The organism is Flavobacterium sp. T50_26, assembly GCF_057652995.1.
The window spans coordinates 25,811-42,499 of sequence record NZ_JBYFCC010000023.1 but is presented as its reverse complement, the minus strand read 5'-3'; the positions used below and the strand labels follow the sequence as shown (position 1 = coordinate 42,499).

14 protein-coding genes are annotated in these 16,689 nt (G+C 34.6%); 10 read left to right on the top strand and 4 right to left on the bottom strand.

Translation table 11 applies throughout. From position 1 onward, the window contains the following. Position 1: 1 nt before the first annotated feature. From AC23MC_RS13400 to panC, 3 genes are read right to left on the bottom strand one after another with little or no spacing between them, the layout of a single operon-like run. Positions 2-964 (bottom strand): lysylphosphatidylglycerol synthase transmembrane domain-containing protein, encoded by a 963-nt coding sequence (locus tag AC23MC_RS13400; protein WP_487568856.1) that lies wholly within the window; start codon positions 962-964, stop codon positions 2-4. Between the two features lie 6 nt (positions 965-970). Then, a complete protein-coding gene (gene panD, locus AC23MC_RS13395) occupies positions 971-1,321 on the bottom strand; it encodes an aspartate 1-decarboxylase (RefSeq protein ID WP_487568855.1) in 351 nt (116 codons plus the stop codon). A gap of 13 nt (positions 1,322-1,334) precedes the next feature. Beyond that, positions 1,335-2,183 (bottom strand): pantoate--beta-alanine ligase, encoded by an 849-nt coding sequence (panC, locus tag AC23MC_RS13390; RefSeq protein ID WP_487568854.1) that lies wholly within the window; start codon positions 2,181-2,183, stop codon positions 1,335-1,337. A 107-nt stretch (positions 2,184-2,290) separates the two neighbouring features. Between panC and AC23MC_RS13385 the strand changes: the two genes are divergently transcribed. From AC23MC_RS13385 to AC23MC_RS13340, 10 genes are all read left to right on the top strand, one after another. Beyond that, complete coding sequence (locus AC23MC_RS13385) at positions 2,291-3,097, top strand: glycogen/starch synthase (protein WP_487568853.1); 807 nt, start codon at positions 2,291-2,293, stop codon at positions 3,095-3,097. Between the two features lie 19 nt (positions 3,098-3,116). Then, the gene (gene bamH / locus AC23MC_RS13380) at positions 3,117-4,754 is read left to right on the top strand and encodes a BamH family beta-barrel-assembly machinery protein (RefSeq protein WP_487568852.1); all 1,638 of its coding nucleotides are present in this window, start codon (positions 3,117-3,119) and stop codon (positions 4,752-4,754) included. 11 nt (positions 4,755-4,765) lie between these two features. Next, the gene (gene glmS / locus AC23MC_RS13375) at positions 4,766-6,613 is read left to right on the top strand and encodes a glutamine--fructose-6-phosphate transaminase (isomerizing) (RefSeq protein ID WP_487568851.1); all 1,848 of its coding nucleotides are present in this window, start codon (positions 4,766-4,768) and stop codon (positions 6,611-6,613) included. A 293-nt stretch (positions 6,614-6,906) separates the two neighbouring features. Next, entirely contained in the window at positions 6,907-9,720 is a 2,814-nt protein-coding gene (locus AC23MC_RS13370) for a carboxypeptidase-like regulatory domain-containing protein (protein ID WP_487568850.1), read from the top strand. A gap of 30 nt (positions 9,721-9,750) precedes the next feature. After that, a complete protein-coding gene (locus tag AC23MC_RS13365; RefSeq protein ID WP_487568849.1) occupies positions 9,751-11,289 on the top strand; it encodes a G-D-S-L family lipolytic protein in 1,539 nt (512 codons plus the stop codon). Positions 11,290-11,518: 229 nt separating this feature from the next. After that, a complete protein-coding gene (atpD, locus tag AC23MC_RS13360) occupies positions 11,519-13,030 on the top strand; it encodes a F0F1 ATP synthase subunit beta (protein WP_248435992.1) in 1,512 nt (503 codons plus the stop codon). A 71-nt stretch (positions 13,031-13,101) separates the two neighbouring features. Further along, a complete protein-coding gene (locus AC23MC_RS13355) occupies positions 13,102-13,383 on the top strand; it encodes a F0F1 ATP synthase subunit delta/epsilon (protein WP_248435990.1) in 282 nt (93 codons plus the stop codon). Between the two features lie 280 nt (positions 13,384-13,663). Then, the gene (locus AC23MC_RS13350) at positions 13,664-13,888 is read left to right on the top strand and encodes a hypothetical protein (RefSeq protein WP_487568848.1); all 225 of its coding nucleotides are present in this window, start codon (positions 13,664-13,666) and stop codon (positions 13,886-13,888) included. 5 nt (positions 13,889-13,893) lie between these two features. After that, positions 13,894-14,343 (top strand): GNAT family N-acetyltransferase, encoded by a 450-nt coding sequence (locus AC23MC_RS13345; protein WP_487568847.1) that lies wholly within the window; start codon positions 13,894-13,896, stop codon positions 14,341-14,343. A gap of 28 nt (positions 14,344-14,371) precedes the next feature. Beyond that, complete coding sequence (locus AC23MC_RS13340; protein ID WP_487568846.1) at positions 14,372-15,715, top strand: deoxyguanosinetriphosphate triphosphohydrolase; 1,344 nt, start codon at positions 14,372-14,374, stop codon at positions 15,713-15,715. On the opposite strand, the gene AC23MC_RS13335 is transcribed toward AC23MC_RS13340, so the two are convergent. Then, the gene (locus AC23MC_RS13335; RefSeq protein WP_487568845.1) at positions 15,712-16,659 is read right to left on the bottom strand and encodes a DUF3078 domain-containing protein; all 948 of its coding nucleotides are present in this window, start codon (positions 16,657-16,659) and stop codon (positions 15,712-15,714) included. The genes AC23MC_RS13340 and AC23MC_RS13335 overlap by 4 nt on opposite strands. Positions 16,660-16,689: the final 30 nt, after the last annotated feature.

Sequence of the window (16,689 nt, the reverse complement as noted above, 5' to 3'; positions counted from 1 at the left end):
ATTATTTGTTTTTGTTTAAAATGGGAAGCAATAAAAATGAAAGTGTTCCTAAAATCACAACCATTAGTGTTTGCGAAGTCCATACCAACCAACCAAAAGCAGTTCCGGCAGTTTCGGGAACATTATACAACAAAAGAATTTCTGCCATCAAAAAAGGATATGCTCCAAAACCAGAGTTGGTTAACGTAATCGCGATTCCGCCAACGATGAAAGAGATAACAACTGTGCTTAAAGTCAAGTCGCTTGTTTCAGGTAAGGCAAAAATTGTTATGTAAAACATAGAAAAGTAGCTCGCCCAAATTAACAAAGAATGAAATAGGAAAGCCCATTTTTTTTCCATTTTCCAGATGCTGAAAACTCCGTCCATCAAACCGGAAATTTTTTGTTTAATAACTACAATTGGCTTTACTCTTGAATAGCGAAACATCAAAATAACTACAATCATCATAAACGTTCCAATTCCTAAAATCAGCATTAATTTTTGAAATGGAATTTTATCCAAAACAAAAGCTTTTAACACATCAAATTCCAGAAAAAAAGCTAATCCGATGAATGATAATAAGAAAAATGTATCTACCACTCTTTCGGCAATTATAGTTCCGAAGGCTTTATCAAACGGAACATCTTCGTATTTTTTGAGAATTAAAGCACGAGAAACTTCGCCAGAACGCGGAATCGACATGTTGATGAAATAGCCAATGCAAACCGCCATTACATTTGTAGAAATTTTTGGTTTATAGCCCAAATGTTCCAAGGTGTATCTCCATCGATAACCTCTTGACCATAATGCTACTGCACTAATTAGCAACGAGATATAAATGTAGAAATAATCTGCATTTTTAAATTGCAGTTTAATTTCTTCTAATTGTTCCGGAGTAAATTTATTGTAAGTGTAAATAACTAATGCTAATCCCAATAAAATTGGAAGAAGAATTGAAAGCCATTTGCCGATTTTCTGTTTCAAGGGAATTTAGGTCAACGAATTGTCGTTTTCATTAGGAAAAACTAAGGAAGGTTTGAAGGTTTTAGCTTCTTCAAAATCTATAATTCCGTAAGCAATTACGATAATAATATCTCCTTTTTGAACTTTTCGTGCAGCCGGGCCGTTCAAAGTAATTTCGCCACTGTTGCGATTTCCTTTGATTACATAAGTTTCTAAACGCTCACCATTGTTGATGTTTACGATAGCAACTTTTTCTCCTTCTACAAGATTAGAAGCCTCCATTAAGGCTTCGTCGATAGTAATACTACCGATGTAATTTAAATCTGCTCCAGTCACCTTTACGCGGTGAATCTTGGATTTAACAACTTGAATTTGCATGGTGCAAAGGTAATTAATTTAATGAAATAGTGTCAATCAATCGAATGTTGTTGATAAAAACAGCGATAAAGGCACGGTATTTTTTGTTTTTCGATTTGCGTAAACAAGGTTTTAATGTGGCTTCATCGGCAATTTGAAAATATTCTAATGAAAATTTAGGATGGTTTTCAAATGTTTTTTTTACAAAATCCGTAACCTCGTTTGCAGATTTCGTGCCAAACATTTTTTTTGCAGTGGTTAACGTTTTGAAAATCAAAGTAGATTCTTCTTTTTCGGCTTCAGAGAGTCGTTCGTTTCGCGAACTCATTGCTAAACCGTTTTTTTCACGATGAATTGGGCAACCGATTACATTTACGGGAATTTTGTGTTTTTGAACCAGTTTTTTAATAATTTGCAATTGTTGAAAATCTTTTTCGCCAAAATAAGAATTTGTTGGTTGAACGATTTCAAATAATCGCTTCACAATTGTTCCTACTCCGTCAAAATGTCCGGGACGGTGTTTTCCTTCCATTTGATGTTCTAAACCATCGTAATTAAATGATTGTGAAATGGTTTTTCCAGGATAAATATCTTCAACAGATGGAGCAAAAACTATTATTTTATCACTTATTGTGGCAATTTTTTCTACATCTCTTTCTAATGTGCGAGGGTATTTTTCTAAATCTTCCTGATTGTTAAATTGCGTTGGATTTACAAAAATACTAATTACAACAAACTCATTTTCTTGTAATGCTTTTCTGAGCAAAGACAGGTGTCCGTCATGCAATGCACCCATAGTTGGCACAAATCCGATGTTTGTTTTAGAGGTCAAAAAGGGCGATAAATGCACTCTGAGTTCGGTTTGTTTATTGAAAATGAGCATATAGTTTTAATTAATTGAGGTGCAAACTTACTATTTTACTTAAATATCTGCATAAATTTTTGTAATTTTGCATGTTTTAAAAACCTAAACGATAAAGTTCAAAACGTATGGAGGATAAGAGGATATTGTATGTATCATCTGAGGTAGTGCCTTATTTAGCAGAAAATGAAGTGTCAATTATGTCTTATGATGTTCCTAAAATGATTAATGATCAAGGAGGGCAGATAAGAATTTTCATGCCTAGGTATGGAAATATTAATGAAAGAAGGCATCAGTTGCATGAAGTAATCAGGTTATCTGGAATGAATTTGGTGGTAAATGATCTAGATATGCCTTTAATTATAAAAGTAGCATCCATTCCAAAAGAAAGAATCCAAGTTTATTTTATTGATAACGACGAGTACTTTAAACGTAAAGCAACTTTTACGGATGAAGATGGAAAAATGTATGCTGACAATGACGAAAGAGCCATCTTTTTTGCAAAAGGAGTTGTTGAAACTGTAAAAAAACTCAATTGGGTTCCGGATATTATTCATGTGCATGGTTGGTTAGCCTCTTTGTTGCCAATTTACATGAAACATTATTATAAAGATGAAGCTTTGTTTTCCGATACAAAAATTGTAACATCAGTTTATGCTCAATCTTTTGATGGTAATTTAGATATGGAACTCATCAATAAAATTAAATTTGACGGTGTTCCTCACGAATCAATTTCAGTTTTAGAGGAGCCAAATTATGAAAATTTAATAAAAGCTGCTGTAGAACATTCTGACGCAGTGATTGTTGCGTCTGACAACGTATCTTCAAGTTTAACAAAATTTATAGAATCATCAGGAAAACCTTTTTTACCTTTCGTCCCAAAAGAGGATTATCCTGAACATTACACAAATTTCTATAAAAACAAGGTTCTTTAAATTTTATTTATTTCTTCAAATGATTTCAAAAAAATTAATTCAATATACATCTGTTGTTGTGCTTGCTTTGTCGCTTTTTTCATGTGATAAAGATTATAATACCATTGGTGGAGACGTGATTGGTGATGACCATTTTCAATTTGGTATTAAAGATTATGAGGCAACTGTTACGGCTTTTAATCAAGATTTAGGAGCGGTTCAGTCTAATAATTTGTCAATAAATCCTTTAGGAATTTACAACAATACGGCATTCGGTAAAAGAACGGCTAACTTTGTTACACAATTATCATTGCCAAGTACGGTTCCAACTTTTTTAAAAATTGACGAAGATCCAGAAATTACCGAAGTTATTCTGTATATTCCTTATTTCAATACAAAAGGTACAACAGATGATGAAGGAGTAACTTCCTATACATTAGATTCTGTTTACGGAACATCAAAATTAAAACTCAGTGTTTTTGAAAACGGTTATTTTTTAAGAGATTTTGACCCAAATAGTCAATTTACTGATTCGCAAAAATATTATTCTGATCAGTTATCAGATTTCGAAAATAACAAGCGTGGAGCAGCTGCAGACGGATCATCTGTTGCACACGGTGAGCGATTGAACAATTCTGCCAATGTGGCCGAAAACGACCAATTCTTTTTTAATCCTGCTGAAATTTCGGTTACAACTGCAGATGATGAAGGAGTTGAAACAACTACAAAATCTGCCCCCGGCATTTATTTAAAATTAAATAAAGATTTTTTTCAAAAGAAAATTATTGACGGATACTATCAAAACAAGTTGGTTAACAATAATGTTTTTAAAGATTATTTTCGTGGACTCTATTTTAAAGTAGAAGCTTCTGATGCAGAACCAAATGGTAGTAGTCTTGCTGTGCTTAATTTTGGTGCAGGAAGAATCACCATTAAATATAAAGAAGATCCACCTGCAACTGCAGAACCTGATGCAGAACGAGTAGATAAATCATTTGATTTAACCCTTACAGGACATACAGTGAGTCTGACCAATCAAGAAAGAACTCCCAACTATGCCAATGCTTTAGCTACAGCAGATGCCGTAAATGGAGACGAACGTTTGTTTATAAATGGCGGAGATGGTTCAATGGCTATTATTGATTTATTTGGGCGTGATGAAAACGGAGATTCTGCAGAGCTAGAACAATACAGAGCAAATGGTTGGTTGATTAACGAAGCCAATTTAACGTTTAGAATAGATCGTGATGCAATGGGTAATAATAATGAACCAGATAGAATATATCTTTTCGATATTGATAATAAAAGACCTTTAGTGGATTATTACAATGATTTTACAACTAATGCGTTAAAACCAAAATATGGTAAAGTTGTTCATGGCGGTATCATTAAACTGGAAGACGAAAAAGGTGTAACCTACAAAATTAGAATTACAAACCACATAGCAAATTTATTAAAAAATGCTGATTCCACTAATGTTAGATTAGGCTTGGTGGTTACAGAATCTATTTCAAATGTAGGAAATTTGAAATTAAAAAATCAGACAACAACAGGCATAAAAGATGTTCCAACTTCCTCTGTAGCAAACCCTTTGGGAACAGTGTTGTACGGAAGCAAATCTTCTGTACCTTTGGAACAAAGATTACGATTAGAAATTTATTATACCAAACCTGAATAAATTATAAACTTATGTGTGGAATTGTTGGATATATTGGAAAAAGAGACGCTTATTCAATTGTAATAAAAGGACTTAAGCGATTAGAATACAGAGGTTATGACAGTGCCGGAATTATGCTTCATGATGGCAAAGACCTTAGAGTTTCTAAAACAAAAGGAAAAGTAACAGACTTAGAAGAAGTTTCTGCTAAAGATAATAATTTCTTCGGGTCAATCGGTATGGGGCACACACGTTGGGCTACTCACGGAGTACCAAATGATGTGAATTCGCACCCACATTTATCAAACTCGGGAAATATTGCAATTATTCACAACGGAATCATTGAAAATTATGAGCCGTTAAAAAAAGAATTAATCAAAAGAGGATTTGTTTTTCATTCTGATACAGATACTGAAGTTTTGGTCAATCTTATTGAAGACGTTCAGAAAAAAGAAAATTTAAAATTAGGAAAAGCAGTTCAGGTAGCTTTAAACCAGGTAGTTGGGGCATATGCAATTGCTGTTTTTGATAAAAATAAGCCAGACGAAATTGTCGTAGCACGTTTAGGAAGTCCGTTAGCAATTGGAATTGGTGATGGTGAATTTTTCGTAGCTTCAGATGCTTCACCATTCATCGAATATACTTCAAATGCTATTTATTTGGAAGATGAAGAAATGGCCATCGTTCGTTTGCATAAACCAATCAAAGTCCGAAAAATTAAAGATGATACCTTAGTTGATCCGTATGTTCAAGAGTTAAAAATGAACTTAGAACAAATTGAAAAAGGTGGCTATGATCATTTTATGTTGAAAGAAATTTATGAGCAACCAAACGTAATTAAAGATACCTACCGAGGAAGATTACTTTCAAACAAAGGAATCATTCAAATGGCCGGAATTGAAGACAATTTAGAAAAATTCCTCAATGCCGAGCGTATTATCATCGTAGCTTGTGGAACTTCATGGCATGCCGGTTTAGTAGCCGAATACATTTTTGAAGAATTTGCAAGAATTCCTGTAGAAGTAGAATATGCTTCGGAATTTAGATATAGAAATCCAATTATCAATAAAAAAGATATCGTTGTTGCAATTTCTCAATCAGGTGAAACAGCTGATACTTTAGCAGCAATTAAAATGGCTAAAGAAAATGGAGCATTTGTTTTTGGTGTTTGTAATGTTGTTGGTTCATCTATTTCAAGAGAAACCGATGCTGGTGCCTACACGCACGCAGGTCCGGAAATAGGAGTAGCCTCAACTAAAGCATTTACAACACAAATTACAGTATTAACACTTATTGCATTACGTTTAGCAAAAGCAAAAGGAACTATGTCAAATTCTGACTATCACCGTTATCTGTTAGAATTGGAAATGATTCCGGAAAAAGTGGCAGAAGCTCTTGAAACAAATGATATAGCCAAAGAAATTGCAGGAATTTATAAAGATTCTCCAAATTGTTTATATTTAGGTAGAGGATATAATTTTCCGGTAGCGTTGGAAGGTGCTTTGAAACTAAAAGAGATATCCTATATTCATGCCGAAGGTTATCCCGCAGCAGAAATGAAACACGGACCAATCGCTTTAATCGATGAGTCGATGCCGGTTGTTGTAATTGCTCCAAAAATGGGTCATTATGATAAAGTAGTGAGCAACATTCAGGAAATTAAGTCCAGAAGCGGAAAAATTATTGCCGTAGTTACAAAAGGAGATACACAAGTGAGAGAATTAGCCGATCACGTGATTGAAATTCCTGAAACATCAGATGCTCTTTCACCATTATTAACTACTATTCCATTGCAGTTACTATCTTATCATATTGCAGTTATGAGAGGTTGTAACGTAGATCAGCCACGAAATTTAGCAAAATCAGTAACAGTAGAATAAATCAATTTTTTACTATTTTATATAAAAGCGGACATTTTTATGTTCGCTTTTTTTATTTTTTACTTTTTCAATAAAGTTGCCAAATTGTTAACTAAAGCATAAAAAATTATATGAACGCATAGTAAATTTTATCGATTTTATTAAATTCTTAAATATTATTCAATAAAAAGCACTGAGAATAATTTAAAAATGAGAATATAAAATTATTAATTACGATAAATTTCTTCCGATTTTTTATTAATATCAAAAATATTTGTACTTTGGTAACGTAAACTAACAAAAACTCTAACTTTATGAAATTGAAATTAATTCTTCTCACATTGTTTTTTTGTAGCATTTCCTTTGCACAAACAACAATAACAGGAAAAGTGGTTGACAATACCAATCAACCAATTCCGGGAGCTAACATTAAAATTGTTGGCGAAGCCATTGGTACAACATCCGACTTTGACGGAAACTTCACCTTAACAACCCAAAAAAAGCCACCTTTTACAATTGAAATTTCTTCAATCGGTTTTTCAACTAAAACAGAAGAAATAAGGTCTAATAACCAAAAAGTAAATGCTGTCTTGGTAGAAGAAGAAACTAAATTAAACGAAATTGTTCTTTCAGCTTCTAGAGCACCTGAGCGAATTTTGGAATCGCCGGTTACTATTGAAAGAATGGGATTGCAGGAAATTAAAAATACAACATCTGCAACCTATTATGATGGTTTGGAAAATCTAAAAGAAGTACATTTTAATACAAGTAGTTTAAACTTTAAATCTATTAACACAAGAGGTTTTGCCACTGTTGCTAACACACGATTTATGCAATTAGTAGATGGGATGGATAACTCATCACCAGCACTAAACTTTGTGTTAGGAAATTTAATTGGGTTGTCTGAATTGGATGTGCATAGTGTTGAATTATTACCAGGTGCATCATCTGCTCTTTATGGTGCAAATGCATTTAATGGTATTTTATTTATGAATAGTAAAAGTCCTTTTACACACCAAGGAATTAGTTTCTATGCAAAATATGGAATGACTTCTCAAAAAGTTGCAGGAGATAATGATTATTGGGATTTTGGAATAAGAGCAGCACATGCGTTTTCAAAACATTTTGCTGCTAAAGCAAATTTTACTTATCTAAGAGCTACCGAATGGATTCCTGCTGATGAAAGAAGTATGTCAGGAGGAACAATAGGACATGCTAACAATCAAAATTATGATGGTTTAAATATTTACGGAGATGAAGTTACCACTTTCTTAAGAAACGTTGGTCAAGTTTCTAGAACAGGATATGCAGAAGAAGATTTGAATGACAACAAATTGGAAAATGTAAAGTTTGATGCTTCCATCCACATTAAACCATGGGACGATGATTTTGAAATTATCGCTACTCACAAAATTGGTTTAGGAAACACTGTTTATCAAGGAGCAAACAGATATCGATTAGAGAACTTTATCATGCAACAAAGTAAATTAGAAATTAAAAATAGAAATTTCTTTGTACGTGGATACATTACAACTGAAAATGCAGGAGATTCTTATGACATGCGATTTGCAGCATGGAATGTTAACAGACAATGGAAGTCTGATACTGGATGGTTTACCGATTATGCAACCGCTTTTTTGCAATCTCAAATTGGTCTAGGGTTTGATGCAGTTCAAGCTTCTCAGTATGCTAGAGGTTTTGCTGACTATAATCAAACGGAAATACCTGGATTAGGAGCAAATCCACTTGGTTTAACGCCAAATGGACAAGCGAGATTTATGCCGGGTACGCCTGAATTCCAAAACGCATTAGCAGCAGTAACTGCTGATCCGGATTTAAGAACAGGAGCAAAATTTAAAGATGAATCTAGAATTTATCATTCAGATGTAAATTATAATTTTAAAGAATTAATCAAGTTTGCCGAAATCCAATTAGGAGGTTCATATAGAATGTATGAATTAAATTCAGATGGAACTATTTTCACTGATTATGATGGGCCAATTAGATACAGAGAATATGGAGCCTACGCTCAAATTCAAAAGAAATTTTTAAAAGATGAACGCTTAAAATTTACAGGGTCTATTCGTTATGATAAATCTGAAAATTTTGACGGACAATATTCTCCGAGAGTATCATTTGTGTATTCAGCTGGAGAACAAAAAAATCATAACTTTAGAGCTTCTTTTCAAACCGGTTTTAGAAATCCAACTACACAAGATCAATACATTGGTTTAGATTTAGGACCGTTTGCTTTAATTGGTTCAACTCCAGACAATCTTTTTCGTTATGTTGAAACTTTAAATGTAAGTCAGCAAGGACAAACATTGCCAGGAGTTTCTCCAACAGTAACATTTACTGGAGCAGATGCTTATAATAACGATTTATATACTGCAACTTCGGCAGCTCTTTTTGGTGTAACTCAAGACCCAGCTGTTTTAGAAGTAGCAAATGTAGCTTTAGTAAAACCAGAGTTTGTAAAAGCATTTGAAGTGGGATATAAGTCTGTTTTAGAAAGTGGTTTGTCTGTAGATGTTAATGCTTATTATAATATTTATGATGATTTCATGAGTACTTCACGTGTAATAAAGCCTTACTACGGAACAGTTGGAACAGATTTAAGTGATCCAAACGTGTTATTGTCTTTACAAGCATTGGCTAATGGTGACCGTAGAGTTTATCAAGTGTACACAAACACAACAGAAACAGTAACTTCTTTAGGTTTTGGTGTTGGTTTGTCTAAAAAAGTTTTTGGTAATTATGAAGTAGGAGTAAACTACAATCATGCTCAATTTGAGTTTGATCAATCAAAAGACCCTTCGTTTATTGCTGGATTTAATACACCAAAACACAGAGTTAAAGCTTCTGTAAGCAACACAAATCTATTTAAAAACTTCGGATTTGGAGTGAATGCAAGATGGAGTGATGAATATTTATGGCAGTCTTCATTCGCAGATGGATTAATTCCTGCAATTACTGTGTTTGATGCACAAATTACTTACAGTGTTCCTTCAATTAAATCAGTATTTAAGTTAAGTGGAGCAAATATTGGAGGAGGCGATTATCTTCAAGTAATTGGTGCAGGAAGAATTGGTCAACAATATTTAATTGGATGGACAATCAATCCATAAGAATTATTTAATTTAAAAAAGTAAGAAATCATGATAAAAAATTTCAAATTGCTACTTCTAGTATCCTTAGGATTTGTAGCTTGTACTCAAGATGAAGAAGATATTTCAGGTATTTTGCCGGAAGAACCGCCTGTAACTGCAGGAAGTGCCGACTTTTCAAAATATGTAGCCTTAGGAAATTCTCTAACAGCCGGATTTAGTGATGGTGCTTTGTTTATTAAAGGACAAGAAAATAGTTATGCAAAATTATTGGCAGATCAGTTTGCTTTAGCTGGTGGAGGAGAGTTCAAAATTCCTTATATGAACGATAATGTTGGAGGTTTGCTTTTTGGAGGAATGCAAAATAGTTCATTTGGTCCAAGATTAATTTTTAATGGCACTGCTCCAGTTCCTTTACCGGGCGGAACACCTACGACAGAAACATTTAATGTAATCCCTGGTCCATTTAATAATCTTGGTGTGCCTGGAGCAAAAAGTTTTCATCTATTAGCTCCTGGTTACGGTAATCCTGCCAACTTACCAGCTGCAGCGAATCCTTATTTTGTTAGAATGGCATCTTCACCAACAACTTCTGTTCTAGCAGATGCAATGGCACAAAATCCAACTTTCTTTTCTTTATGGATTGGAAATAACGACGTATTAGGTTATGCTTTATCTGGTGGTGATGGCACAAATCCAATTACTGATGAAGCAACTTTTACTGTTGCTATCAATACATTAATTACAACATTAACATCTAATGAAGCTAAAGGGGTTGTTGCTAATATTCCAGATGTAAAGACAATTCCACATTTTAAAGTTGTTCCATATAATCCTTTGAGCCCATCAAACCCTTCATTTGGGCCACTAATTCCGACTCTTAATGCAACTTTTGCTCAACTAAATCAAGCTTTTGCATTTTTAGGAGTTCCTGAAAGATCAATTCAATTTAATACAAATTCTAATAGTGCTGTTGTTGTACATGACGAATCGATAGCTAATATATCTACTCAACTTACAGCCGTCCTTCAAGGTGGTGGTTTAGACCCAATGACTGCCGCTTTATTTGGAAGTCAGTTTGGGCAATGCAGACAAGCAACTCCAAATGACTTGTTTGTTCTGCCTGCATCAAGTATAATTGGTCAAGTAAATACAACTCGTTATACTCAATTGGTAGGAATGGGAGTGCCGGCTGAAACAGCAGGTCAGCTTTCAGTTAATGGAGTTACTTTTCCATTAGAAGACAAATGGGTTTTATTGCCAAGTGAACAAGCTGAATTAGCAGCTGCAACAAGTACTTTCAATACGATTATTAAAAATACAACCGAAGATAAAGGTTTAGCATTTGTTGATGCTTTTGCCTTATTAACTCAACTATCAACAACTGGAATACGTTTTGATAATTTCCACATGACCAATTCATTTGTAACAGGTGGAGCATTTTCGTTAGACGGAATTCATATTACTGCGAGAGGAAATGCTTATATCGCCAATAAATTTGCTGAAGCAATCAACGCAAAATATGGTTCAACTCTTCGAATGAACAAAATGCAAGATTTTCAAATTCATTATCCACCAATTTTAAATTAATAAATTCATTTATTTATTATAGATTCCAAAACCACCTCTAACCCAGGTGGTTTTTTTATTTTCCTACACTATTTTTAGGTCTAGAGAGGCATTACTTCGAATACTTCAAAAAAACCTAAAAAAAACATTCGTTTACTATTGATTTTATATTTTTAAAAATTATCTTTGCACTCTGAAAAAAGACGTGTTTTAAATAAACATAAATAGCTATTAAATAAATACATACGCAATGTCAAAAGTAATAGGAAAAGTTGCCCAAATCATCGGACCGGTTGTAGACGTAGTGTTCGATTCTAAAGTTGCCGATTTACCAAAAATTTATGATTCATTAGAAATCATAAAAAAAGATGGTTCAAAATTAGTATTAGAAGTTCAGTCACACATTGGCGAAGACACCGTGAGAACAATCTCTATGGACTCTACCGACGGATTAAGCCGTGGTACAGAAGTAGAAGGAACCGGTGCTCCAATTCAAATGCCAATCGGTGCAGATATCTACGGAAGACTTTTCAACGTAATTGGTGATGCAATCGACGGATTAGGCGATTTACCAAAAGCAGGTGCAGACGGAATTTCAATCCACAGACCAGCTCCAAAATTTGACCAATTATCAACTTCTACTGAAGTTTTATTCACAGGTATCAAAGTAATCGACCTTATCGAACCTTACGCAAAAGGAGGAAAAATCGGTTTGTTCGGTGGTGCCGGTGTAGGTAAAACTGTATTGATTCAGGAGTTAATCAACAATATCGCAAAAGGTCACGGTGGTCTTTCTGTATTCGCAGGAGTAGGAGAAAGAACACGTGAAGGAAATGACTTACTTCGTGAGATGTTAGAGTCAGGAATTATAAAATACGGAGAAGAATTCATGCACTCTATGGAAAATGGAGGATGGGATTTATCCAAAGTTGACAAATTAGGTATGAGAGAGTCTAAAGCTACTTTCGTATTCGGACAAATGAACGAACCACCGGGAGCTCGTGCTCGTGTGGCGTTATCCGGACTTTCTATCGCAGAATATTTCCGTGATGGTGCAGGTTCAGATCAAGGAAAAGACGTGCTTTTCTTCGTAGACAACATTTTCCGTTTCACCCAAGCAGGTTCTGAGGTTTCGGCTCTTTTAGGTCGTATGCCATCTGCGGTAGGTTACCAACCAACATTAGCAACAGAAATGGGTGCAATGCAAGAGCGAATTACATCAACAAATAAAGGTTCTATTACATCTGTACAAGCGGTTTATGTTCCTGCGGATGACTTAACTGACCCAGCTCCGGCAACAACCTTTGCTCACTTAGATGCAACAACCGTATTGTCGCGTAAAATTGCCGAGTTAGGTATTTATCCAGCGGTAGATCCATTGGATTCTACTTCAAGAATTTTAACTGCTCAAATCTTAGGTGATGAGCATTATGATTGTGCACAAAGAGTAAAAGAAATTCTTCAAAAATACAAACAATTACAAGATATCATCGCGATTCTTGGTATGGAAGAATTATCAGAAGAAGATAAATTATCCGTATCACGTGCTCGTCGTGTGCAACGTTTCTTGTCTCAACCATTCCACGTGGCAGAGCAATTTACAGGTATCCCAGGCGTTTTAGTAGATATCAAAGACACCATCAAAGGATTCAACATGATTATGGACGGAGAATTAGATCATCTTCCTGAGGCTGCTTTCAACTTGAAAGGAACCATCGAAGATGCCATCGAAGCCGGACAAAAAATGTTAGCAGAAGCATAAATAGTAGGCAGTAATTAGTAAGCAGTATACAGACTGACCACTAAAAACTGACCACTGAACACTTAATAAATATGATTTTAGAAATAGTATCCCCGGAAGCCACTTTATTTCAAGGCGAAATCACTTCAATCACCCTACCAGGCGTTGACGGTTCGTTTCAAATTCTAAATAATCACGCACCCATCGTTTCTATTTTAAACCAAGGAACTATCAAAATTGTAGCTCCAAGTTTCAAAATTAGCAAAGACGTAGCCGGAAAGTTTACCAAACTAAACGAACAAACCTACACGTTGGAAATCAATTCGGGAACAATCGAAATGAAAGACAACAAAGTAATCGTGTTAGCCGACTAAACGTTTTCAAAACAATAAATACAAAAGTCATACAGCAATGTGTGACTTTTTTTTATGAGCTATTTCCCGCTATCCGTTACAAGCTTTTTTGTCTTGTTGCTTTTTTCTAAGGCAAAAAAGTAGCTCCCAAGGTCGCTCTTTTTTGCCAATAAAAAATGCAACAATCCTGCAAAAGGCTTTTCACTTCTATCGGGGCTACAACCGCCTTCGAAACCAATTCCATTCAATTTCTTCCAAATTCAACTTTCAATTCGTACATTTGAAAATCAATTCAATAATCATGTCAAAAGATAAAAAAGGAGTTTACACCGGCATCATCGAAAAAGATGAAAAAGGAAATTATTTCTGTGGAGAATATTTGTTAGACTACAAATACACCGTAGCTAATTTCAAACTTGGCGATGAAATTAACATCAAATCGGTAATCGAAAACCCGAGCGATATCAGTTATAATCAATACCCAAAAAAATCTAAGAATTTCTTTTTAGCAAACGATAAAAAGTAAGTCCAGTGATAGCATTACTTCGAACAACATCCGATCATGCAGATTTTCAAAAATTGGTTGTTCAATTCGATGCTTATTTGCAGGTTATTGATGGAGAGGATCATGCGTTTTATTCCCAATTTAATAAATCAAATTTGTTGAAAAATGCTTTAGTAGCCTATGAGAATAATGTTACTGTTGGTATTGGAGCTTACAAAGAATACGATGCTGAAACAATAGAAATAAAAAGAATGTTTACCTTTCCCGAACAAAGAGGAAAAGGAATAGCAAAAACTATTTTAACCGAATTGGAAAATTGGGCAAGAGAAGAAAACTATTCAAAAGCTATTCTTGAAACTGGTATCGAGCTAAAAGATGCCATTTCTTTATATCAAAAAATGGGCTATCAGGTTATTGAAAATTACGGTCAATACATCGGCGTTGAAAATAGTATTTGCATGAAAAAGCAACTTTAGAATAAGAAGTTATTATAAAATTTAAATTATGAAGTGGGAACAACTTTTATCCTTAAAACGTCAAGGCGATAAAGGAAAACGACTAAGAATAGAACAAGACGACACCCGTTTAGGCTTTGAAGTCGATTATGACAGGATTATTTTCTCTGCTGCTTTTCGTAGTCTACAAGACAAAACACAAGTTATCCCGCTTTCAAAAACCGATTTTGTTCACACACGTTTGACACATAGTTTGGAAGTTTCCGTTGTTGGTCGCTCCATCGGGCGATTGGTGGGGAAAAAAATCATCGAAAAATATCCTTATCTCAAAGAAGCTCACGGTTTTCACATGAACGACTTTGGAGCCATTGTAGCCGCCGCTTGTTTGGCTCACGACATCGGAAATCCTCCTTTCGGACATTCAGGTGAAAAAGCCATTGGCGAATATTTTAAAACCGGAAACGGGCAACAATACAAAGAGCAACTCACCGCCAAAGAATGGCAAGATTTAATCGATTTTGAAGGAAATGCAAATGGTTTTTCTGTGCTCACCGGAAACCGTGCCGGTATCGAAGGCGGATTGCGAATTTCGTATGCTACTTTGGGAGCATTTATGAAATATCCTAAAGAAAGTTTACCCAAAAAACCAACAAATGCCATTGCCGACAAAAAATACGGATTCTTTCAACAAGACAAAGCATTTTTTAAAGAAGTAGCTGAAGAATTAGGCTTGATTCCAAATAAATCCGGAGACGATTTGGGCTATGAACGTCATCCGTTAGCCTATTTAGTAGAAGCGGCAGATGATATTTGTTATACCATAATCGACTTTGAAGACGGAATCAATTTAGGCCTGGTAGAAGAAGATTTCGCCTTAGAATATTTAATTAAATTAGTAAAAGAAAGTATTGATGCATCCAAATACAACTCTTTAACTACCAAAGAAGACCGTATCAGCTATTTGCGAGCTTTGGCAATTGGAAGCTTAATCAATGATGCCGTTCGTGTTTTTATAGAAAATGAAGAGGCTATTTTGCAAGGAAAGTTCCCGTATGCGTTAACAGATAAAAGCAAGTACAAAGCTCAAATGGATGATATCATCAAATTGAGTGTAAAAAAGATTTACCAAAGTCAGGAAGTTATCCAAAAGGAAATTACGGGCTATCATATCATCAATAATTTATTAGACAAATTCATAACCGCTTTTAACAACAAGCACGAGGGGAAAATGTCTAATTATGATCAATTGTTGTTGAAACTTTTACCGGAAAAATACCAAGTGGAGAAAGCAAATTTATACGAAAGACTACTACATATTTCGCATTATATTTCATTACTAACTGATGGAAATGCTCTTTTGTTGAATAAAATTATTTCCTCCAATAATGCTTAAAAAGCATACGTAACGCCAATTCCTAATGCTTGTTTGAGTTGTAATTTCGGACCAACAGTAACTTGTTCGCCTGCAATTTCTTCTTTGGCTTTAATATCATCATCATAAATCATGTGGATACCAACATTTGCTTTAACATATTGATTAACAACCAAATCAACGCCTAATTGCCAGTCGACATCTACATTTCCAAAGTTGTTTATGTAATCGGAATATAATGATAGACGGTGTTCAAAAAACATATTTTTATAAAACTCTTTCTTCCAATAACTATTAAAAAGCATACCAAATTCTGTTCTGGATTTGCGACCTCTTCTCAATAAATTTCCCTCTTCATCATAAATTGCTTTGGTTACACCAAACGAACCCATATCGGCTAAACGTTCGTCTAAAACAAGCGTTGTTTTTACAGTTAAAGGGGAAAAATAAAAATTCATATTCAAATCTTTCCTATTGTATTCAGAACCTGCACCCAGAAAAATATATGCAGGAGCAAATAATCTAGAAACCGGATCGTCTGTGTTTGGATAGGCATAACCATCCGTAAATTGCGTGTTAAAATTAAATCGGGCAGAATAATACCAATTAGAATTTGGTTCTTTTTTATAACCGTAATTAGAAAGCACTGAAAAAGCATCATCTGTTTTCCTTAATTCTCGACCTTCTTGCTTGTTAATACCATATCGTAGCGACATTTCATTATTCCAAATCACGTTTCCTCGAACATATTTTCTGGAAAAATCTCCTTTCACTAAGCCTGATACAGAGCTGTTTCCTCCGGCATTCCAATTCATAAAGGCAATCTGACTAAAGTCTAAACCGGCAATATTTTTCTTGGTCCAATACGTTGTATCTCGCGGAATTGTATCGCTTTCTGTTACAAGAGTTTGAGAAAAAAACAATTGCGAAACAAAAAGCATCAGAAATAGCAGAAAAAACCTCATTATTCTAAACAGTTGATTAGGAATGGCAAA